Origin of the sequence: Thalassospira indica, from assembly GCF_003403095.1 — a bacterium.
In the GTDB taxonomy this organism is placed as follows: domain Bacteria; phylum Pseudomonadota; class Alphaproteobacteria; order Rhodospirillales; family Thalassospiraceae; genus Thalassospira; species Thalassospira indica.
On sequence record NZ_CP031555.1, the window covers coordinates 3,879,311 to 3,902,059 of the forward strand.

At 56.3% G+C, this 22,749-nt stretch carries 11 protein-coding genes; all 11 read right to left on the reverse strand.

Going from position 1 to position 22,749, the window contains the following annotated elements; all coding sequences use genetic code 11:
• Entirely contained in the window at positions 1–1,023 is a 1,023-nt protein-coding gene (locus DY252_RS18245) for a GGDEF domain-containing protein (RefSeq protein WP_064788979.1), read from the reverse strand.
• 150 nt (positions 1,024–1,173) lie between these two features.
• Positions 1,174–2,103 carry an acetylglutamate kinase gene (gene argB, locus DY252_RS18250; protein ID WP_008891492.1) on the reverse strand — a complete coding sequence of 310 codons (930 nt, stop codon included), beginning with the start codon at positions 2,101–2,103 and terminating at the stop codon, positions 1,174–1,176.
• 39 nt (positions 2,104–2,142) lie between these two features.
• The gene (gene yihA, locus DY252_RS18255) at positions 2,143–2,805 is read right to left on the reverse strand and encodes a ribosome biogenesis GTP-binding protein YihA/YsxC (RefSeq protein WP_064788980.1); all 663 of its coding nucleotides are present in this window, start codon (positions 2,803–2,805) and stop codon (positions 2,143–2,145) included.
• Positions 2,806–2,876: 71 nt separating this feature from the next.
• The gene (gene yidC, locus DY252_RS18260) at positions 2,877–4,583 is read right to left on the reverse strand and encodes a membrane protein insertase YidC (RefSeq protein ID WP_063087289.1); all 1,707 of its coding nucleotides are present in this window, start codon (positions 4,581–4,583) and stop codon (positions 2,877–2,879) included.
• Between the two features lie 45 nt (positions 4,584–4,628).
• The gene (yidD, locus tag DY252_RS18265; protein WP_008891489.1) at positions 4,629–4,937 is read right to left on the reverse strand and encodes a membrane protein insertion efficiency factor YidD; all 309 of its coding nucleotides are present in this window, start codon (positions 4,935–4,937) and stop codon (positions 4,629–4,631) included.
• Positions 4,934–5,395 (reverse strand): ribonuclease P protein component, encoded by a 462-nt coding sequence (rnpA, locus tag DY252_RS18270; RefSeq protein WP_063087288.1) that lies wholly within the window; start codon positions 5,393–5,395, stop codon positions 4,934–4,936. Before rnpA ends, yidD begins: the two co-directional genes overlap by 4 nt.
• Positions 5,396–5,399: 4 nt before the next feature.
• A complete protein-coding gene (rpmH, locus tag DY252_RS18275) occupies positions 5,400–5,534 on the reverse strand; it encodes a 50S ribosomal protein L34 (RefSeq protein ID WP_007091264.1) in 135 nt (44 codons plus the stop codon).
• Between the two features lie 159 nt (positions 5,535–5,693).
• The gene (locus tag DY252_RS18280; protein WP_064788981.1) at positions 5,694–17,240 is read right to left on the reverse strand and encodes an Ig-like domain-containing protein; all 11,547 of its coding nucleotides are present in this window, start codon (positions 17,238–17,240) and stop codon (positions 5,694–5,696) included.
• 144 nt (positions 17,241–17,384) lie between these two features.
• Complete coding sequence (locus DY252_RS18285) at positions 17,385–18,740, reverse strand: HlyD family type I secretion periplasmic adaptor subunit (RefSeq protein ID WP_008890089.1); 1,356 nt, start codon at positions 18,738–18,740, stop codon at positions 17,385–17,387.
• The gene (locus DY252_RS18290) at positions 18,737–20,881 is read right to left on the reverse strand and encodes a peptidase domain-containing ABC transporter (protein WP_082923487.1); all 2,145 of its coding nucleotides are present in this window, start codon (positions 20,879–20,881) and stop codon (positions 18,737–18,739) included. Before DY252_RS18290 ends, DY252_RS18285 begins: the two co-directional genes overlap by 4 nt.
• Positions 20,878–22,599 carry a peptidase domain-containing ABC transporter gene (locus DY252_RS18295; protein ID WP_064788982.1) on the reverse strand — a complete coding sequence of 574 codons (1,722 nt, stop codon included), beginning with the start codon at positions 22,597–22,599 and terminating at the stop codon, positions 20,878–20,880. The genes DY252_RS18290 and DY252_RS18295 overlap by 4 nt, the downstream gene beginning before the upstream one ends.
• Positions 22,600–22,749 lie beyond the last annotated feature (150 nt).

The following is a 22,749-nucleotide window of genomic DNA, read 5'->3' on the forward strand; positions in this document are numbered from 1 at the left end:
TTACGCCGCGAAATTGCGGTTGCGGCCTTCTTTCTTGGCCCGGTAAAGCGCGCCGTCGGCACGGTCGATCAGTTTCGCACCGCCTTCCTTGGTGACATATTCCGCAACACCAATCGATATGGTCATCTGACCAAACGAGACACCCGATTGCTTTGCCTTGATTTCACGTTCGGCAATGCGTTTGCTCATATCGTCTGCCAGTGACATGGCATCGACCAGCGGCGTCTGCGGCAGCAGAATGGCAAATTCGTCACCGCCATAGCGCGCGACAACATCGCGCCCCTTGATATTGGCCTTCAACATGGACGCAATCAGGACAAGGATTTCGTCGCCGATGCGGTGGCCAAACCGGTCATTGATCGCCTTGAACTGGTCAAGGTCGACAATCATCACACAGAATGGCTCGGGGTGTTTTGACGAGTCGTGCTCTGCAACAAGCAGGTTGAGCTGTTCTTCAAAATACATCCGGTTGGAAACACGCGTCAGGCCGTCAGTATAGGATCGTTCGCGGGTTTCTTCGAGTTCGCGTTGCAGCCGTTCGACCTTGCCAAGATACTGATCAAGCCGCTGATGCAGGCCTTCGACCGTGTGTTGCATCTCGTCGGTCTTTTCGATGATCTCGCTCAGAACCGGGCTGACCTGCTGATGATCCTTGAGCGTCTCAAGAGATCGTGTCAGCAGCGCACCATAATCCTGAAAACCACTTCGCGCGGTTGTCAGACATTCATCGCTGCTTTCAACAAGCTCGGAAAAGTCTTCCATCCCGCGCTGCAGGAAGTCTGCGGCCTGACGGTCAAAGATATAGCGGTAATACAACTGAAGAAGCGTGTCTTCGGCCAAGGGTTCCCCGCTGGCCTGCACAGCGTCGATGACGCGCAGGATTTCGGGGTTTTCCTCGGCAAAATAGACAAACCAAACATGATACAGTTCGGGTGTCGGGCGCAGGCCACGCTCGCGCAACGCCTTAAGGGTCGCATCCGCAAAGTCCCAATGACGGGAAATCTGTTTTTCCGCTGTGGTCACAACGGGTGCTCCGGGCTTGTTTTCATTCGCAAAGACAATGCGTTATGCGCTTAATGCATACCGATTTGCCTCAACATACTCCAAATTGCCCTTCGGAGCCAGATATAGGTCGAAATAAACTAACCTAAAGTGGTGGTTTAATATCGACCTTTAGTTACCTCTGATCATTGTGCCTGCACCGCGTTCGGTGAACAGTTCCAGCAGAACTGCATGTGGTGCGCGACCATCAACGATCACGGCGGCTTCGACCCCGTTTTCAACGGCATCCATGCAGGTTTCGGTTTTGGGAATCATTCCGCCCTGAATGGTGCCATCCGCAATCATTGCATTGATGTGGGCGGTGTCGGCGTCCCGTACAAGGTTCTTGTTCTGATCAAGGATCCCTTTTACGTCGGTCAGCATGTAAAGACGGCTGGCACCAACGGCCTTTGCAATCGCACCGGCAGCTGTATCGGCGTTGATATTATAGGTCTGACCGTCTTCACCGACGCCGATTGGCGAGATCACCGGAATAATGTCGGTATCGATAAAGCAATCAAGAACGTGCGGATCAACCTTCACCGGTTCGCCGACAAAGCCAAGATCAAGGACCTTCTCGATATTGCTTTCGGGATCACGTTTGGTCCGCGTCAGTTTGCGCGCGGTAATCAGGTTGGCATCCTTGCCGCACAGACCAACACCAACGCCGCCTGCGGCATTGATGTTTGATACGATTTCCTTGTTGATCTTGCCGGCCAGAACCATTTCGACAACATCGATAGTCTGCTGATCGGTGACACGCAGGCCATCAACGAATTCCGACTGGATATTAAGCTGCTTGAGCATCTGACCGATCTGCGGTCCGCCGCCATGCACAACAATCGGGTTCATGCCGACCTGTTTGAGCAACACCATGTCCTGGGCAAACAAACGTGCCAGTTCCGGATCACCCATGGCATGCCCGCCATATTTGACGACTATTTTCTGCCCGTTAAAGCGGCGCATAAAGGGAAGAGCCTCGGAAAGCACCTGGGCACGTGCCAGCATGCGATATGCGCTGGCTTCCGACTGGTCTTCTTCAGAACGGGTTTGGTCGTTCATGTCACTTCCCCATATTGTCGCTTTATGTGCCTGCCGGGATCAAAGCAGGGTGGATATTTCTGCCCGCAATTCGGCAAGGCCGGTATTCTTCTCGCTTGAAGTCGCAAAAATCTGCGGCAGGGCTGCCGGGTGTTTGATCAACCCGTCGACCACTTCCTTGATGCGTTTTTCAAGCTGTCCCTTTTTTAACTTGTCTGCCTTGGTCAGTACAACCTGATAAGGCACGGCAGCTTCATCAAGCAGCTTCATCATATCCAGATCAGCCTTCTTGAAGCCATGTCTAGAATCAATCAAAACAAACACACGGCGCAGCGTCACACGCCCACGCAGGTACTGTTTGATCAAAGCATGCCAAGTATCCACGATATCCTTGGGTGCCTGGGCAAAGCCATAGCCCGGCAAGTCCACGATATAGCACGCACCATCAAGATCGAAATAGTTCAACTGCTGGGTCCGGCCCGGCGTGTTTGACGTGCGCGCAATGTCCTTACGGCCGGTGATCGCGTTGATCAGGCTGGACTTGCCAACGTTTGAACGCCCGGCAAAACAGATTTCTGTTTTGTCTTCCGGCGGCAGTTGTTCGAGCTGTGCGACGCCAAGAACGAAGTTAACCGGGCGGCTAAAAAGCTTCCGCCCGGCTTCGATCACTGAGTCTTCATGCGTCGGTATTGCAATTGCCGACCGCAGGTTTTCTTGTGTCATCGTCTTTCCTTCCCCGATCTGTCGGGGATTCTCCCCGAAGGGAAGGTCAACCCGTGAAGGGTAGATGGGGATTAAATCCCCATCTTGTACATGATGTAGCGCTGCTGTGCGATGGACAGCAGGTTGTTCCACGCCCAGTAAATCACCAGACCTGCCGGGAAGCTTGCCAGCATGAAGGTAAAGATGAACGGCAGGAACATCATGATCTTCGCCTGGGTCGGATCAGCCGGCGCCGGGTTCAGTTTCTGCTGCAGATACATGGTAACACCCATGATCAACGGCCAGACACCAATCATCAGCATCTGCGGCGGATCCCACGGGATCAAACCAAACAGGTTAAACAGCGAGGTCGGATCGGGCGCCGACAAATCCTGAATCCAGCCAAAGAATGGCGCATGGCGCATTTCGATGCTGACAAACAGAACCTTATACAGCGCAAAGAAGACCGGGATCTGCACAATGATCGGCAGACAGCCCGAAGCCGGGTTGATCTTCTCACGCTTGTAAAGCGCCATCATTTCCTGCTGCTGACGCTGGCGATCGTCCTTGAACTTCTCGCGCATCTCGGTGATTTGCGGCTGCAGCTTTTTCATCGCACTCATTGATTTGTACGACTTGTTGGCCAGCGGGAACATGATCGCCTTGATGATGACCGTGATGATCAGGATCGAGACGCCAAAGTTGCCAACCAGATGATAGAGATACTGCAGGAACAGGAAGAACGGCTTGGTCAGGAAGTAGAACCAGCCAAAGTCAATCGCGAGATCGAAGTTGGTGATCCCGTAATCCTCGGCATAGGTATCAAGCAGGGTCACTTCCTTGGCACCGGCAAACAGGCGCGTCTCAGCAGCACCTTCGCTGCCGGCCGCAATCGTGCGCGGGGCACCAAGGTAATCGGTCTGATACTTGTCGGCGTTTTCCGCAACATGGTGGCTAAAGCGCGTGGTCATTTCCTCGTCCGAGGAAGGTGCCAGTGCAACCAGCCAATATTTGTCGGTAATGCCAAGCCAGCCACCGGTGGTTTTCTGTTCGATCGCACCGTCATCCGCCAGATCGTCATAATCGATCTCGGTGAGCGTACCGTCGATCACGCCAAGCGGACCTTCGTGCAGGATATAGAACCCGGCAGTCTGCGGCTTGTTCTTGCGCGAAATCAGACCATACGGATACAGAACGACATCGCCGCCGGTATTGTTGACCACCGACTGGTTGACGGTGAACAGATAGTTCTCGTCAATCGCGATTTCACGTTTGAAGGTCAGGCCTTCACCGTTGTCCCAGGTCAGGGTGACCGGGCTGTCTGGTGTCAGCAATTCTTTATCAGCAGTCCACTGGGTGTCGCTGCTTGGCAGCGCCATACCGCTTTTCGCACCGACCCAGCCGAACTCTGCAAAATAGGCATCGTTGCTGCCGGTCGGGTTCAGAACGTGGATCAGCGGGCTGTCAGGTTCTTCGGTCTCGCGGTAATCCTGAAGCTGAATGTCATCGATCACACCACCAACAAGACGAATCGAACCTTCGACGCGCGGGGTATCAATCTTGATTCGTGGCGATTTGGCCAGCGCGTCTTCGCGCTTAACAGCCGGAACAGTGGGTTGACCACCCGGTACGGCCGGACCGGATACCTGCGGCGCGTTGGTTCCGTCCGCATTAAGCTGTTCGCGAACCTGCGCTTCACGAACCTGAGGACCAGGCTCGGGCGCAAAGAAGAATTGCCACCCGATAAGAATCACAACTGCTGATGCAATTGCTACCCACAGGTTACGTTGTTCGTTCATCGCCTCTTTCCGCTTTTTTCAGCCAGCAGGTGCCGACCGCATATTCTATTTACATGACGAAAGCGCCGGGGACCGGTTTTCACCATCCGACGACGCTTTGTTCTGTTCACAGCCACATCCGGGCACGGGATCATAACCATGACCACCCCATGGATGGCAACGCATTATCCGTTTAAATCCCATCCAGCCGCCTTTTAATGCACCATGACGGGCCAATGCTTCGAGCATAAAAGCCGAACAGGTCGGCTGATAACGGCACGACCACCCGATATATGGCGACAAAAACAGCTGATAGCCGCGAACTGCGACTTGAAGAAGACGGGCAAAAAAACCGGGAGCACGCATGAATGTCATTTTCCCGGGCCTCCTGCCTTCGTCGAACCGGCTGACTTGCTGTTGGCGCGTCCTTTTTTCGGACGACGCGCATCAGGCGCAGACGGCTTGGCATCAGGAACCCGACGCAGGGCAAAACGCATATCATCAATCAGCTTGTCAAACGGCCGATCAATGGTCTGCGCACGACCGATCACAACATAATCCCAACCGGGCAATGCGTGTTCGCTCATCAATTGCTCTGCCACAGCACGCAAACGCCGCCGAACGCGATTGCGGACGACGGCCTTTCCCACCTTTTTGGTGACGGTAAACCCGACTCGTACGAGTCGGTCTTCACCGGCGTATTCTGTGTCCGGTTTGATCCCCGGCCGCGGTGCGCCCTGCAGGATCAATCCCTGTGTAACCCATTTCCGGCGGGTGCCCGCAACACGGAGAAACTCCGCCCGCTTTTTAAGGCGTTCCACCGAAACGGTCACGACATTAGGCCGACAGACGCTTGCGGCCCTTGGCGCGGCGTGCGGTCAGCACACGGCGGCCACCGACGGTCGCGCTGCGGGAACGGAAGCCGTGGCGGCGTTTCCGTACGAGTTTGCTTGGCTGGTAGGTGCGCTTCACTGCACTTACTCCGTTCTAAATAAGGTAATCCGATAAAATTCGAGGTCCGCTGTATAGGGCTTCACACCAGAGCTGTCAACTCGTGACAGGGCATTTACCCCCAGAAAACCGGCAATGCCGCCGGGATTTCGTCCCGACGGCATCCGAAATGCGAATTCGTCACCACTCGATACGTTCGACATTGGAGAATGTCAACTCGGAACCGTCAGAAAACACGATTGTTCCCGACGAATCGGTGGACAGTTCAAGGGAGTGTCCCTTGCTTTTGGTAATCTCGCCCTCATCAAGGACAAGGGTCCAGTCGCTCGAGTCGATATTGCTGCCACCGGCCCCGTGCAATTCAATGGTATCGGTGGTCCATCCGTTGGCACCGCCATCAACATGATCATTGCCATCGCCCATGTTGAAGATGAACAGGTCCGACCCACCCCCGCCATAGAGGCTGTCATCGCCAATACCGCCGATCAGGGTGTCATCCCCCTCACCGCCCAGCAAGATGTCGTTGCCAGCCCCACCAAGCAGCATGTCATCACCAGCACCGCCCAGAAGGCGGTCATTGCCGTCACCACCATCAAGGCTGTCGTCATCACCACCGCCATCAAGCGTATCGTTGCCAGCACCGCCCGTGAACGTGTCTTCGCCCCAACCGGCGCTCAGGGTGTCGTCCCCGGCACCGCCGTCAAACACGTTGTCACCGCCATCAGCAGTAAGGATATCGTTGCCATCGCCACCATAGAAGGTGTCATCCCCCCAGGCACCGTGGATCGAGTCATCGCCACCACCGCCCCAGACGGTGTTGTGGCCGCTCCCGGCATCAATGCTGTCGTTACCGTCACCAGCCGAAATGGTGTCCTTGTCGCTGCCGGTGGTGATGCTGTCATCCCCACTGCCGGTATCGATGGTATTGCGGCCTTCCCCGGCGGTAATGGTGTTATTGCCATCACCAGCATCAATCACATCGTCGCCCGATCCGGTCATGATGGTGTCATCGCCGATCCCGGATGCGATGGTGTTTTTGCCTTCGCCGACATTGATATAGTTGTCGCCATCCCCGGCACTGATGGTGTCGTTGCCACTCCCGGCGAGGATGCTGTCATCCCCCGATCCGGTCGTGATGTCGTTCCGACCTTCGCCAGCGCTGACATAGTTGTCACCGTCACCGCCCAGAATGGTGTCATCACCACTTCCGGCGTAGAGGCTGTCATTCCCCGCGCCGGTTTCAATATAGTTGTGGCCTTCGCTGGCATAAACAATGTTGTCACCGGCACTGGACCTGATCGTGTCGCGGTCGCCGCCGCCCGTAATATAGTCATTACCGGTGCCGCCATCGATCGTGTTGCGGCCTTCGCCACCGTGCAGGGTATCGTTGCCACCACCACCATAGATCGTGTCGTTACCACCATCACCGGTAACACTGTCATCGCCATCCCCGGCATAGACCACGTCATCACCGTTGCCAGCCCAGATCGTGTCGTTCCCGGCATTGGTGCTGATGGTGTCATCCCCATCATTACCGCCGACCGTGTCGTTTCCGGATCCGGTTTCAATCACGCCATCGTCGTTCGGGTCCCAGATAACTTCGTCACCGTCCTGAACGGGATCAAAGGTCACTTCAAGAATGGCTGTGGTGGTTGCGGTATCGTCACCATCGCGCGACTGGACCGAAACGGTCAGTTCAAACGTGCCGGCATAATCGCTGGCCGCCGAAATGGTCAGGCCCGACAGTTGTGCTGATGTCAACGTCCAGGTCCCGTCGCCATTGTTGGTACCGGCCGACAGGCTTGCGCCATCCGGCACGCCACTGACGGTAACCGTCAAGGTCTCACTGGCATCCGTGACCGCCGCATCAATATCAAGCGCAACGGCAGTTCCTTCATCGCCGCTGGCATCTTCGACTTCAAGGGTCGGTGTATCCGCCACGCCAGCGACATTCACCGTGATCGTATCACTGACACTGCTGGTATCGTTGCCATCGGTCGATGTCACGGTGACCGCAAGGTCAAACGCACCGGAATAATCATCTGGCGGGGTGATTGTCAGCCCCTCAAGGTCGCCAGCACTCAAAGTCCAGGTGCCATCGCCATTGTTGGTACCGGCCGACAGGCTCGCCCCGTCTGGCACGCCGGAAACCGTAATCGTCATGGTTTCGGAGCTGTCACTCAGCCCTGCATCGATGGCAAGCGCGATATCAGTATCTTCGTTGCCAGAGATATCGGACACATCAAGGCTCGGCGTATCCGCCACACCGCCAACATCCACTGTAATGGTATCGCTAATCGTCGAGGTATCAGTGCCATCGGTCGAGGTCACAGTGACTTCCAGATCGAACGCGCCGGAATAATCCTCTGCCGGTGTCAGCGTCAGCCCTGCAAGGTCCCCCGCTGCCAAACTCCAGGTCCCATCGCCGTTATCGGTACCCGCAGACAGACGCGCACCTTCAGGCACGCCTGAGATTGTCACCGACAGCACTTCCGAGGCATCGGAAAGCCCGGCCTCGATATCAAGGGCAATGTCACTGTCTTCCGAACCCGACGCATCCGACACATCCAATGTCGGCGTATCCGCAACCCCGGCCACATCCACGGTGATCGTATCACTTGCACGGGCAATATCCTCGCCATCGGCAGAGGTCGCCGTAACACGCAAATCGAACGACCCGCTGAAATCCTCAGCCGGAGTAACCGTCAAACCGTCCAGTTGCTCTGGGTTCAACGTCCAGGAGCCATCACCGTTATCCGTACCAGCCGACAAGGTTGCACCTTCCGGAACGCCGGAGATCGTCACAGTCAGCGTTTCGGAACCGTCCGTAAGCCCCGCATCAAGATTGAGCGCGATTGGCGAATCTTCCTTGCCAGCAGCATTGCTGACGTCCAGCGTCGGCGCATCCGCAACGCCGCTCACATCCACCGTAATCGAACCAGTCGTGGTCGCGACGTCTTCGCCATCCGCAGAAGTCGCTGTCACGCCAAGATCAAACGAACCACTAAAGTTCTCAGGCGGCGTGATCGTCAAACCATCAAGCTGCTCAGAGCTCAACGACCAGGTGCCGTCACCATTATCAGTGCCAGCCGACAATGCCGCGCCATCCGGAACGCCTGAAATAGTTACCGTGAGAGTTTCTGAGCTATCGGTAAGACCAGCATTGATATTCAATGCAATGGCATTGTCCTCGTTACCAGAAGCATCCGACAAATCCAGCGTCGGTGCATCCGCAGCACCCGCAACATCAACCGTAATAGACCCGGTTGTGGTCGCGACGTCTTCGCCATCCTCAGAGGTCGCCGTCACACCAAGATCAAACGACCCACTGAAGTTTTCCGGCGGCGTGATCGTCAGTCCTGCAAGTTGCTCAGAGCTCAGCGTCCATGTGCCGTCACCATTATCAGTACCAGCAGACAAGGCCGCGCCATCCGGAACGCCACTGATCGTAACCGTGAGAGTTTCAGAGCTATCGGTAAGCCCTGCATCGATATCAAGTGCAATCGCAGAATCTTCATTCCCCGAAGCATCACTGCCGTCCAGCGTCGGAGCGTCAGCCACACCCGCAACATCAACGGTGATGCTATCTGTGGTCGTCGCGACATCCGATCCATCGGCAGACGTTGCCGTCACACCAAGATCGAACGAACCGCTGAAGTCATCCGGCGGCGTGATCGTCAGACCTGCAAGTTGCTCAGAGCTCAGCGTCCAAGTGCCGTCACCGTTATCGGTGCCCGCCGACAGGGACGCACCATCCGGAACACCGGAGATAGTGACAGTCAATGTTTCACTGGAATCCGTCAGACCGGCATCAATATTCAACGCAATCGCTGAATCTTCGTTGCCGGAAGCATCCGACACTTCAAGCGTCGGCTTATCTGCAACACCGGCTACATCAACCGTGATCGAACCCGCCGTCGTCGCAACATCTGATCCATCCGCCGACGTTGCCGTCATACCGAGATCGAACGAGCCGCTGAAGTCATCCGGCGGCGTAATCGTCAGACTTTCAAGCTGATCCGAACCCAGCGACCATGTGCCATCGCCATTGTCCGTCCCGGCCGAGAGCGTCGCACCATCCGGAACGCCAGAGATCGTTACCGTCAGGGTTTCGGAGCTGTCTGTGAGGCCAACGTCAATATCCAACGCAATAGCTGAATCTTCGTTGCCCGAGGCATCGCTCACGTCCAGCGTCGGTGCATCGGCGACGCCAGCAACATCGACGGTGATGCTGCCCGTGGAGGTCGCAACATCGGAACCATCAGCAGACGTTGCCGTCACACCAAGATCAAACGATCCGCTAAAGTCATCCGGCGGCGTGATCGTCAGGCCGTCAAGCTGATCGGAGCCCAGCGTCCATGTGCTGTCACCATTATCGGTGCCTGCCGACAAGGCCGCGCCATTCGGAACGCCCGAGATCGTCACCGTCAGGGTTTCGGAGCTGTCTGTGAGGCCAACGTCAATATCCAACGCAATAGCTGAATCTTCGTTGCCCGAAGCATCCGACACATCAAGCGTCGGGGCGTCAGCCACACCCGCAACATCAACGGTGATGCTATCGGTGGTCGTCGCGACATCCGATCCATCGTCAGACGTTGCCGTCACACCAAGATCGAGCGAGCCGCTGAAGTCATCCGGCGGCGTGATCGTCAGACCTTCAAGCTGATCCGAACCCAACGTCCACGTGCCGTCGCCGTTGTCGGTTCCAGCCGAGAGTATCGCGCCATCCGGCACACCGGAGATCGTAACAGTCAGAGTCTCTGAGCTATCCGTCAGACCCGCATCTATATCGAGCGCAATGGCGTTGTCTTCGTTGCCCGAAGCATCCGACACTTCAAGCGTCGGCGTATCAGCGATACCAGCAACATCGACGGTGATTGAGCCGGTCGTTGTTGCTACATCCGCCCCATCTGCCGAAGTCGCCGTTACGCCAAGATCAAACGACCCACTAAAGTCCTCAGACGGCGTGATCGTCAAACCTGCAAGCTGCTCAGAGCTTAGCGTCCAGATGCCGTCACCATTATCGGTTCCAGCCGACAAGGTGGAACCTTCTGGAACGCCACTGATGGTGACCGTCAAGGTCTCACTGGAGTCCGTCAGACCGGCATCAATATCTAGCGCAATAGCCGCATCTTCATTGCCCGAGGCATCGCTCACGTCCAACGTCGGCGCATCAGCAACACCGGCAACGTCAACCATGACGGTGTCGGTGACCGATGCGATATCAATTCCGTCCTGCGTGCTCGCGGTAATTTGAAGATCAAAGCTGCCACTGAAATCGGACGGGGGCGTAACGCTGAGACCTTCGAGTTGATCACTGCTCAGAGTCCAGGTGCCATCACCATTGTCTGTACCAGCCGACAGCGTCGCACCTTCTGGCACACCGCTAATCGTTATGGTCAGCGTTTCACTCGAATCCGCCAAACCGGCGTCAATGTTCAAGGCAATCGCGCTGTCTTCATTGCCGCTGGCATCAGAAACATCCAACATCGGGTCATCCGCAACACCAGTGACATCAACCGTGATCGAGCCGGTCGTGGTCGCTACGTCTTCGCCGTCAGCCGACGTTGCCGTCACGCCAAGATCAAATGATCCGCTGAAATCCTCAGGCGGCGTGATCGTCAGACCATCAAGTTGCTCAGAGCTCAGCGTCCACGTGCCGTCACCATTATCGACACCTGCCGACAAGGCTGCGCCATCCGGGACTCCGGAAATGGTCACGTTCAGTGTTTCGGACCTATCCGTGAGGCCCGCATCTACGCTGAGCGCAATCGCACCATCTTCGTTACCGGATGCATCCGACACATCCAGGGTCGGCGCATCTGCAACGCCCGCGACATCAACTGTGATGCTGCCAGTGGTCGTGGCTACATCGGAGCCATCAGCGGACGTCGCCGTCACACCCAGATCAAACGATCCGCTGAAGTCTTCTGGTGGCGTGATGGTCAGACCTGATAGCTGATCAGAGCTCAACGACCATGTGCCGTCACCGTTGTCGGTACCGGCTGACAAGGTCCCTCCATTCGGAACGCTACTGATTGTAACTGTGAGTGTCTCGGAGCTGTCAGTCAGGCTCGCATCAATATCAAGCGCGATGGCGCTGTCTTCGTTACCGCTTGCGCTTGAGACATCCAGAGCTGGTGCATCCGCAACACCAGCAACATCAACCGTGATCGAACCAGTCGTTATCGCAACATCCGATCCATCTGCCGAAGTCGCAGTCACGCCCAGATCGAACGAACCGCTGAAGTCTTCTGGGGGCGTGATGGTCAGACCTGAAAGCTGCTGAGAACTCAACGTCCATGTGCCGTCGCCATTATCGGTACCAGCCGACAAGGTTGCACCGCCCGGAACACCAGAGATTGTGACCGTCAGGGTCTCGTTGGCATCCGTCAGCCCGGCGTCGATGTTCAGCGCAATGGCATTGTCCTCGGTGCCGCTTGCATCGGAGAGATCGAGCGTCGGCGCATCAGCGACCGCAGCGACATCAACGGTGATCGAACTTGTCGACGTCGCGACGTCTTCGCCGTCAGCCGACGTTGCCGTCACGCCAAGGTCAAACGAACCGCTGTAGTCCTCTGGCGGCGTGATGGTCAGATCTGCAAGCTGCTCAGAGCTCAGCGTCCACGTTCCATCACCATTATCGACACCTGCCGACAAGGTTGCGCCATCCGGGACTCCCGAAATGGTCACGGTCAGTGTTTCGGAACTATCCGTGAGGCCCGCATCTATGCTGAGCGCAATCGCGCCATCTTCGTTACCCGATGCATCCGACACATCCAGTGTCGGCGCATCTGCGACACCGGTAACCTCGACGGTAATTGTGCTATTGCCACCACTGGAACCACGCGTCAGACGGATCGGATCGGCGGTAGAGGCGACAGAATCTCCGTCTCTTGATTGCGCAACCACCTTAAGATCAAACGAACCGCTGTAGTTTTCCGGTGGTGTGATCGTCAATCCGGACAGGTCATCGGCATCAAGTGTCCAGGTACCATCACCATTGTCTGTGCCAGCCGACAATTCCGCACCATCGGGCACACCACTGACGATGACACTCAGCACCTCACTGGGATCCGTCAGCGCGGCATCAATATCAAGGGCAATTGCAGTATCCTCAAGGCCTTGGGCATCGGAAACGTCAAGCGTCGGTGTGTCTGCAACACCTTCGACATCAACAGTAATGGTCTCACTGCTGGTGGCGATATCAGATCCGTCGGCAGATTGCGCCGTTACCTCAAGATCAAACGAGCCGCTATAGTTTTGCGGTGCCCGAACTCTCAGGCCATCAAGTTGATCCGGACTTAGCGTCCAGGAGCCATCGCCGTTATTCGTACCAGCGGTGAGGGTTGCACCGTCTGGAACGCCAGAGATTGTCACAGACAGAATTTCACTCGAGTCCGTAAGGCCTGCATCGATATCAAGCGCAATGGGCCGGTCTTCGTAACCCGATGCATCCGACACATCCAATGTCGGCGCATCGGCAACGCCCGCAACATCAACAGTGATGCTGCCGGTCGTTGTCGCAAGATCCGATCCATCTGCCGAAGTCGCCGTTACACCAAGATCAAACGAGCCGCTGAAGTCTTCTGGCGGCGTAATGGTCAGACCTGAAAGCTGATCAGAACTCAACGACCAGGTGCCGTCACCATTATCGGTACCTGCCGACAAGGTTGCACCGTCCGGAACGCCGGAGATGGTAACTGTCAGGGTCTCGTTGGCATCCGTCAGCCCGGCGTCGATGTTCAGCGCAATGGCACTGTCCTCAGCACCACTTGCATCGGAGAGATCGAGCGTCGGCGCATCAGCGACCCCAGCGACATCAACGGTGATTGAGCTGGTCGTTGTTGCAACATCCGATCCATCTGCCGAAGTCGCCGTCACGCCCAGATCAAACGATCCGCTAAAGTCATCCGGCGGCGTGATCGTCAGGCCGTCAAGCTGATCGGAACCCAGTGTCCAGGTGCCGTCACCGTTATCCGTACCCGCAGACAAGGTCGCGCCTTCTGGCACACCACTGATCGTAACCGTGAGCGTTTCTGAGCTATCGGTAAGCCCGGCATCAATGTCGAGCGCAATAGCACTGTCTTCGTTTCCGGATGCATCAGACACATCCAGCGTTGGGGTGTCCGCAATACCCTCCACATCAACCGTAATCGAACCGGTCGTCGTTGCGACGTCTTCGCCATCCGCCGACGTTGCCGTCACGCCAAGGTCAAACGAACCGCTAAAGTTCTCAGGCGGCGTGAGCGTCAAACCTGAAAGCTGCTCAGAACTCAACGTCCAAGTGCCGTCACCGTTGTCCGTCCCGGCAGACAGCGATGCACCATCCGGGACGCCACTTATCGTTATGGTGAGTGTTTCGGAAGTGTCAGTCAGACCCGCATCAATATTAAGTGCAATCGCGCCATCTTCGTTGCCTGCTGCATCGCTGATATCCAGCGTCGGAGTATCGGCGACGCCAGCAACATCGACGGTGATGCTGCCCGTGGAGGTCGCAACATCGGAACCATCAGCAGACGTTGCCGTCACACCCAGATCAAACGAACCGCTGAAGTCATCCGCCGGTGTGATTGTCAAACCGTCAAGCTGATCCGAGCCCAATGTCCAGGTGCCGTCACCGTTGTCCGTGCCAGCCGACAGGGTTGCGCCATCCGGAACACCGGAAATGGTGACCATCAGGGTTTCGGAGCTGTCAGTGAGGCCAGCGTCAATATCGAGCGCAATGGCGTTATCTTCAGAGCCAGACGCATCACTGACATCGAGTGTTGGCACATCCGCCACACCAGTCACATCAACAGTCACAGTATCGGTTGCAGTCGCAATATCCGAACCATCGGCAGAGGTTGCTGTTACACCCAGATCAAACGAACCGCTGAAGTCATCCGCCGGCGTAATCGTCAAACCATCAAGTTGGTCAGAGCCCAGTGTCCAGGTGCCGTCACCATTGTCCGTACCAGCCGACAGGGTCGCGCCATCCGGAACGCCGGATATGGTCACGGTCAGAGTTTCGGAGCTGTCAGTGAGGCCGGCATCAATATCGAGTGCTATCGCATTGTCTTCGTTTCCGGAAGAATCAGACAAATCCAGCGTCGGTGCATCTGCAACGCTGGAGACATCAACGGTGATTGAGCCGGTCGTTGTCGCAACATCCGATCCATCTGCCGAAGTCGCTGTCACACCCAGATCAAACGACCCGCTGAAGTCGTTCGGCGGGGTGATCGTCAGGCCGTCAAGCTGATCAGAGCCCAGTGTCCAAGTGCCGTCGCCGTTGTCGGTTCCAGCCGAGAGTGTCGCACCATCCGGCACACCCGAGATGGTGACCGTCAGAGTTTCGCTGGAATCTGTCAGACCGGCGTCGATATCCAAAGCAATAGCTGAATCTTCGTTGCCAGACGCATCAATGACGTCTAGCGCCGGCGTGTCAGCCACACCCGCAACATCAACGGTGATGCTGCCAGTGGTGGTAGCAACGTCAGATCCATCGGCAGACGTCGCCGTCACGCCAAGGTCAAACGATCCGCTGAAGTCATCGGGTGGTGTTATCGTCAGTCCGTCAAGCTGATCAGAGCTTAACGTCCAGGTGCCGTCAACGTTATCGGTACCTGCAGACAGCGTCGCGCCGTCCGGCACGCCCGAGATGGTGACAGTGAGAGTTTCGGAGCTGTCAGTCAGACCGGCATCAATATCCAGCGCAATTGCCGAATCTTCGTTACCCGAAGCATCGCTAACTTCGAGAGTTGGCGCATCTGCAACACCGGTAACAGCAACCGTAAACGAACCGGTCGTGGCCGCAACATCCGAGCCATCGGCAGACGTTGCACTCACGCTTAGATCAAACGAACCGCTCAAGTCATCCGGCGGCGTGATTGTCAGACCGTCAAGCTGACCAGAGCCCAGCGTCCAGGTGCCGTCACCGTTATCGGTACCAGCCGACAAGGTCGCGCCATCCGGAACGCCGCTGATCGTTATGGTCAGCGTTTCACTCGAATCAGCCAAACCAGCGTCGATATTCAGTGCAATGGAGCTGTCTTCGTTTCCGGAAGCATCGGACAAATCCAGCGTCGGCGCATCTGCAACACCCGCAACATCAACAGAGATCGAACCTGTCGTCGTTGCAACATCTTCGCCGTCGGCAGACGTTGCCGTCACACCAAGATCAAACGACCCACTAAAGTCCTCAGACGGCGTGATCGTCAAACCTGCAAGCTGCTCAGAGCTTAGCGTCCATGTCCCGTCACCGTTGTCAGTCCCGGCAGACAGCGAAGCACCATCCGGAACGCCGCTTATTGTGATGTTGAGTGTTTCGGAATTGTCGGTCAGACCCGCATCAATATTAATTGCAATCGCTGAATCTTCGTTGCCTGATGCATCGCTGATATCCAGCGTCGGTGTATCGGCGACGCCTTCGACGTCAACAGTGAGGTTTTGCATCACGACGGCGGTATCATCGCCATCAGTGGTCGAAACCAGAACCGAAAGATCGATTTCGCCGCTAAAGTTTTCCGCAGGCGTGATGCTCAAGCCTTCGAGCTGATCCGAACTCAGCGTCCAGGTGCCATCACCATTATTCGTCCCGGCAGACAGCGTTGCGCCATCCGGGACACCTTCAATGGTAATCGCGAGGTTTTCACTGCCATCCAGAAGTTCGGTATCGATATCAAGCGCGATCGCGCTGTCTTCCGCGCCACTGGCGTCGGAAACATCAAGCGTTGCACCGTCCGCAACCCCGGTGACGTCAACGGTAAAGCTGGCATTTGTTGTCGCAACACTGCCATTGGCTTCGCGACTGGTTGCCGATATGTCGAGATCAATCGATCCGCTGAAATTGTCCGGCGGCGTCAGGGTCAAACCGCTCAGCTGTCCCGGCGTGAGGGTCCATGTACCATCACCATTATCCGTACCAGCCGAAAGAACAGCCCCGTCTGGCAAACCGGAAATCGTGATGGTGAGCGTTTCATTGCCGCCATCAAGGTCATTAAGGGATGCCGACAGATCAAGGGCAATGGCACTGTCTTCTGCACCGGTGACATCATCCGCACTCAGAGACGGTGCATCCGCGACCTTGGGGTCTTCAACCTCGAGCTCGTCCTCGGTATCAAGTTCATCCTCAAGAAGCAGTTCGTCGTCTTCTTCAAGCTCGTCTTCGGCAACCGCGGCTACTGGCGCTGGAGCTTGTTCAACTGGGGGAATGAAATCGGGACGAAGACCTTCGTCCGTGCCCGGGCCAGGTTCTTCGCGGTCACCGCGCAACGAATTGGTATCGTTGGTCGCAAGCGGAATTTCCGGTAAATCAACCGTGCTCGGTTCCGATTGCAGGGACAGGTCATCTGCCCCGTCCGACCCAAGATTGCTTTGGAATGTGTCAGCCCCGGTATCGAGATTGTTTTCGATCTCGGCCGTTTCATTCAGGGAAATGGTCTGTTGTTCGGTGGCCTCTCTGGCCTGCGCACGTTCCTGACGCTGGGCTGCGGCATTCTGGCGCTGGAAAGCCTGTTGTTCTTCGCCTTGCGGATTTCGGATCTGGGTACCGTAATGAACCGATCCCAGTTCCTGTTCCTGCGGACGCGCGGAACTGTCCTGGTCGTCATGCAATTCGACCAGTTCATCACCCTCGCCATCCTGACCAAGCGAACGCTCCAGATCCTCTGTCGAGGCCTGGTGGTCAAGATCACTCCGACCATCGTCAGAGCGGGAATTTTCAGTATCGCGCGCGTCGTCCGCCATCTAACCCATTCTCCGTAAAGCGCGGAACAGGATAGGCCCGCCCCACACTTCTATACAATAGTATAGATTCACTGGTAACAACCAGCGAAATGTACGGCCAGGCAGTAGAAATGAGGACCATTTCCAGCGGGACCAGATAATTGCTCAGCGTTCGCTAAACGCTTGATCAAGCGAAACATAGACCGGCTTCAACAGATATTGAAGGAGAGTCCGCTCCCCGGTCTGGATATCGGCCTGGACCGTCATCCCGGGAATGATCTTCTGAGCTGAAGCACCTTCGCCGACTGCATCGGCTTCGAGCGCAACCTTGCCCTTATAATACGGACGTCCATCCTCATCAACAAAAGTAGAGGCCGATATCGATACCAATTCACCGTTGATCCCGCCATAGCGGATGAAATCAAACGCACTGACCTTGACCGTCACCGGCTGGCCAAGGTGAACATGGCCGATATCCTCGGTCGAAATGCGGGTTTCGGCGATTAAAACATCATCAACCGGCACCAGCTCCATCACCACCTGTGCAGGGGCAATGACACCGCCAATGGTGGTGAACTGAAGGCCTTTGATATAGCCCCGCGTGGGCGCAATGATTTCAAGCCGGTCGACGCGATCCCGCAGTTTGCGCAGCGCTTCGCGGGCCTGGGCAATTTCGCCGCCCAGACGGCCAAGTTCGGTAATGGCCTCTTCGCGTTGCGTTTTTTCAAGCTCGTTCAGGCGCAAGTTTGCCTCGGCGATGGTTTCGCGCGCCCGCGCCTTTTCGGCAATCACACCCGAAAGGTTACCTTGGGCTTCGTTCAGTTCACGCTGGATATTGAGGAACAGCACCTTGGAATTAAGCCCCTGCTCATAGAGCGACCGGCGCATGGTGACTTCCTGGCTTAGAAGATCGACCGATTTGCGAAGGGTTGCTTCCTGCTCGCTCAGTTGGGCCAGTTCGGCATTGCGTTCCTTGATCTGGACCTCAAGGATTTCACTTTGGTTGGCATCAAGCTCGGTCTGGATGCGATAAATCTCATCCTGATTCTGCGCAAGTTCCGGATATTGCACCATCAGGGTGGTGAAATCCGGTTCGCGGCCCTCGGCCAAGGCGCGGTAACGTTCGGCTTCAAGCTGCAAGTTGCCAAGCCGTGTTTCGGTCTGGGACAATTCCGCCTGCGCCCCGTCGGCCTTGAGCCGGATCAGAACCTGTCCCTGCTCAACCAGATCACCATCGCGCACCATGATCTGCTCGATAATACCGCCTTCAAGATGCTGGATCTTGTTGACCGCACTGGTCGGCATGACCTGCCCGAATGTGATCGCAGTTTCCTTGATTTCGGTGGTCGCAGACCAAGCAATCAGGGCAAGGAAGCCGACCGAGAGCATCACCATGGCTGAGCGCACAAAGACGGAAATGCCACCTTCTTCAAGCAGGACCGCATGCGACAAATACCGCGCCATGCGCCGGGATCGCCGGAACCGCTGGATCGCAGTATCCTGAACTGCTGCTTCACTCATAGGTAGCCTCCGTCTATCACTTGCTGCTTGATCCGTTCGGGCGGCCCGTCGCCGCGCAACTGGCCGCCTTCAAGCACAAGAATGCGGTCCGCCAAATCCAGATGACTTGGTCGATGGGTAATCAGGAAAATGGTCGAACCACCACGCAGACGATTGATCGTGCTTTGGAAGGCACGGTCGGCGCGCTGGTCCAGACCATTGGTGGGTTCATCAAACAAAATGATCGGCGCTTCGCGCACAAATGCCCTGGCAAGTGCCAGCCGTTGCAGGAAACTGGCCGAAAAGCGTGATGAATGCTGATCACCAACGCGGGTCTTGAACCCGTTCGGAAGTGATTCAATTTCATCAAGAATACCTGCCGCCATACAGGCCATGCGCAGATCATCATCGGTTGCGACCGGATTGGCCAGACGCAGGTTTTGCGCAATCGATCCACGGAAAAACTCGATATCCTGCGGCACATAGGAAATGGCCTGACGCAGGGTCTGCGGATCCATCTGGCGGATGTCCGCACCATCAATCAAAACGGCCCCCGCCTGCGGCTGATACATGCCCGCAATCAATTTGATCAGCGATGATTTCCCCGCTCCGTTCGCACCGACCACGGCAACCACCTGGCCCGGTTTAATATCGAAATTGACCCCGACCAGGGCCGGATCGGAATCCGCACTATAGCGGAAACTGACACGTGAAAATGTCACGGCACCGTCAAAACGATGTTGCTCGACCGAACGCGGGACAAGGTCCCCTTCGGGCGCAATGGTCATCAGGCGATTGATCTGGCGCACACTGCCGCGCAACTGCGCCAGCCGTGGCATGCCCAGAAACGCCTGATTGATAGGGCCAAGAACCCGCCAGGCCAGCATCATCGATGCCACCAGCGCACCGACACTCATTTGGGCTTCCATCACCCGCTGCGCGCCGAAGGCAAGCACAAGCGCGCCGGACGTAATCATCAGTACCTGGGCCAATGTATTGATGACGTTATTGACCATCGCCACCCGATAGCCGGAATAGGCCGTATCAGCAGAAATATCGCGAAAGCGTGCCAGCCAGCGTTGCTCGGATGCGGTGTATTTCAGTGCCGACATCTTGCCGACGGTCTCGACCAGGAATTCCTGACGGTTGGCGCCATGACGACCAAGTTCGGAAACGCGGCGCGCGACAATTGGAAATGCAACGATGCCGATCAGTGCGAACACACCGATCAATGCAATCGGGATCAATGCCAGCCAGCCGCCAAGATAGAACATGACAATCAGGAACAGCGGCACGAACGGCATTTCCATCATCACCAGGGCCATCGGCCCGGTAAAGAATTCACGCACGCTTTCAAAGTCGCGAATACGCGAAATCTGTACACCTACTGGCGCACGTTCGGTGAAGGCCGGTGGCAAGGACAACAGCCGTTCGAAAATGGCACCACTGACAAGCGTATCGAGGCGGGCACCGAAGTGACTGACGATCTGACTGCGCAAGGAGCGCAAAACCCAGCTCAGGATCAGGACGATGCCAATCCCGATGGCAAACTGGATCAACATCGGGATTGAGCGTGTGCCGATCACACGGTCATAGATGCCCATGACGAAGATCGGGGTTGCCAGCGCCAGGATGTTCAAAACAAACGTCATCGCCAGCAACTGATGAAGCAGCCCCGAAAACCGGTCGGCAATACCCCCAAACCAGCCGCGCTTATCATCTTCCAGATAACGTTCACGGCGATCCGCCGCCGAGAACTGATAAATCTTGCCCGGAAGGGCCGATAGCTTGATGACCATTTCCCGATCCGTGCCGCCATCAAAGACGCGCACACCATTTTCTTCGGGCCGGATCACGACAAGGGCCGTTCCCTCGTCCGGGACAAACAGACACGGCATCAGGCGTTCGTCGATCTGATCAAGCGTCGCGTCGATTTCGCGTGACTGATAGTTCAGATGCGCCATGACATTGCGGAAATCGGTCAGATCAAGCGCCTGATCCATATGCGGCAGGGCCTCGGCGACCTGACGCGGCAATCCGCGCCATCCCAAGGCCTGAAGCAGCGGCCAGACACATGCGTCGAAATCGGACAGCGCATCGGTGCTTTCCAGCCCCATCCGATAGTTCATCGCATAGTCCATGTTTTCGAGCTTTTTCATCATGCCTTCGACCCCGCTGCTGCGGGGGTGCCGGTATTTTCGGCGGCCTTGGCAGTTCGGTTTGTACGACGCAGAACAGGCACAAGATGTTTATCGATCAGGCGATATTGCTTGTTGGCCATAGCAATAAGCGACGGGCGATGCGACACCATCACCAGCGTGCAGTGCTTTTTAAGCTCCACCATCAGGCTGGTCATGATGTTGTCGCCCGCCATATCAAGCGAACTGTTGGCTTCGTCAAACAGGACAATGCGGGGGTAATCGATCAGGGCGCGGGCAACCGCAATGCGCTGTTTCACGCCTCGTGGAAGTGTTTCAGAGGCCTGACCACCAACTTCCGTGTCATAGCCTTCGGGCATGCGCATGACGATATCATCAAGCCCCAGACGCCGCGAAATCTCGATCACGCGGTCGACGCCGATTTCCTTGCGGAATCCACTGATGTTTTCAAGGATCGTGCCCTTGAACATCACGCCATGCTGCGGCAAATAGGCAACCTGACGACGGGTGGATTCGGCGGTGTAATCCGCCGGATCCTTGCCATCCAGAAGCACTTCGCCCCGATCCGGACGCAAGGCCCCCATCAGAAGCCACAGAAGTGTGGTTTTGCCGGTGCCGTTGTCGCCGGTAATGGCGATGGAATCTCCCGCCTCCACCACCAGATCAAGGTTTTCGAAGATCTTTTTGCCATCCGCATGGGAAAACGCGACATTGCGCAACTCGATCTTGCCATCAAGCAACGGCATTTCCGCCGCCCCAAGCTGGTCTTCTTCTTCGATTTCAAACAGCTCGTTGACGCGCTGACGCGCAACACGAATGTTCTGGAATTGCGTCCACAGGGTCATGGCACGCTGAAGCGGCTGGATCGAACGGCCCGACAACATCGTGCAGGCAGCAAGCCCCCCCACGGTCAAAGTCCCGTTAATCACAAAAACACTACCGACAGAAGCCACCAGCACCATGGTCAGCATCGAAAAGGTCGCGCTGGCATTGACCGCTGTGTGGGCCGAACGTGCGGCCCGCAGATCATCACCCGAACATTGTGTCTGGAGCTGATCATGACGGCGGATCATCAGGTTTTCCATCGCCATCGATTTGATGGTGTGAATGCCCGTCAGGGTTTCGATGATGAAGTTATAGCGCCGTTCATCGGACTGGCTGCGATCATCAAGTGCGCCCCGCAACTGATGGCCCAGAAACATTGCTGTCAAAAAGAACGCCAGAAGAATACCAAGCGGCACAAGCACCAATTGACCGCCAATCACGGCAATCAGGGCCAGGAACAAAACAATGAACGGCAGATCGACAACCGCACCAATTGCCTGCCCGGAATAGAAGTCGCGCAGCATATTCAGGCTGTTAAGGCGCTGCAGATGAAGACCCGGTGCGGTTTTGCCATAGTCAGTCAAGCTTGCCGACAGCAAATGTCCAACCGCCTGCTGGGAACTGTAATGTTCAAACTTCGCCGCCGAGAGCGAGGAGATATACGCCCGGCCAAGACGCAGGATCGCCTCAAGCACAAGCGCCCCCAGCACCCCGAAAATCAAAAGGGTCAGCGTCGGGATGGAACTGTGTGGCAGGACCCGGTCATAGACCTGCAAAAGGGTAATCGGCAGCGCAAGCGTCAGCAGGTTGATCACCAATGCTGTGATCAACAGTGCGAAACGGCCGGTGCGCAAGTGCGACAATGTACCGATATTCAATCGAGACCGACGTCTCATCACGCAGGCGAGCTCCAGATCTTCACAAAACCTACCACCCCAAAGTAGAGGGCATATACAATCAGATAGGATGCATACCGGATTGCCCCAGCCAAAGCAAGAAAATCGTGACGAGATTACAACCTGATGTGATCCATTCCACCCCGTGTA

Coding starts and splice junctions, on each gene's coding strand:
- argB (WP_008891492.1), bottom strand. CDS start 2,103: ATGAACGACCAAACCCGTTCTGAAGAAGACCAGTCGGAAGCCAGCGCA.
- yihA (WP_064788980.1), bottom strand. CDS start 2,805: ATGACACAAGAAAACCTGCGGTCGGCAATTGCAATACCGACGCATGAA.
- yidC (WP_063087289.1), bottom strand. CDS start 4,583: ATGAACGAACAACGTAACCTGTGGGTAGCAATTGCATCAGCAGTTGTG.
- yidD (WP_008891489.1), bottom strand. CDS start 4,937: ATGACATTCATGCGTGCTCCCGGTTTTTTTGCCCGTCTTCTTCAAGTC.
- DY252_RS18280 (WP_064788981.1), bottom strand. CDS start 17,240: ATGGCGGACGACGCGCGCGATACTGAAAATTCCCGCTCTGACGATGGT.
- DY252_RS18285 (WP_008890089.1), bottom strand. CDS start 18,740: ATGAGTGAAGCAGCAGTTCAGGATACTGCGATCCAGCGGTTCCGGCGA.
- DY252_RS18290 (WP_082923487.1), bottom strand. CDS start 20,881: ATGATGAAAAAGCTCGAAAACATGGACTATGCGATGAACTATCGGATG.
- DY252_RS18295 (WP_064788982.1), bottom strand. CDS start 22,599: ATGAGACGTCGGTCTCGATTGAATATCGGTACATTGTCGCACTTGCGC.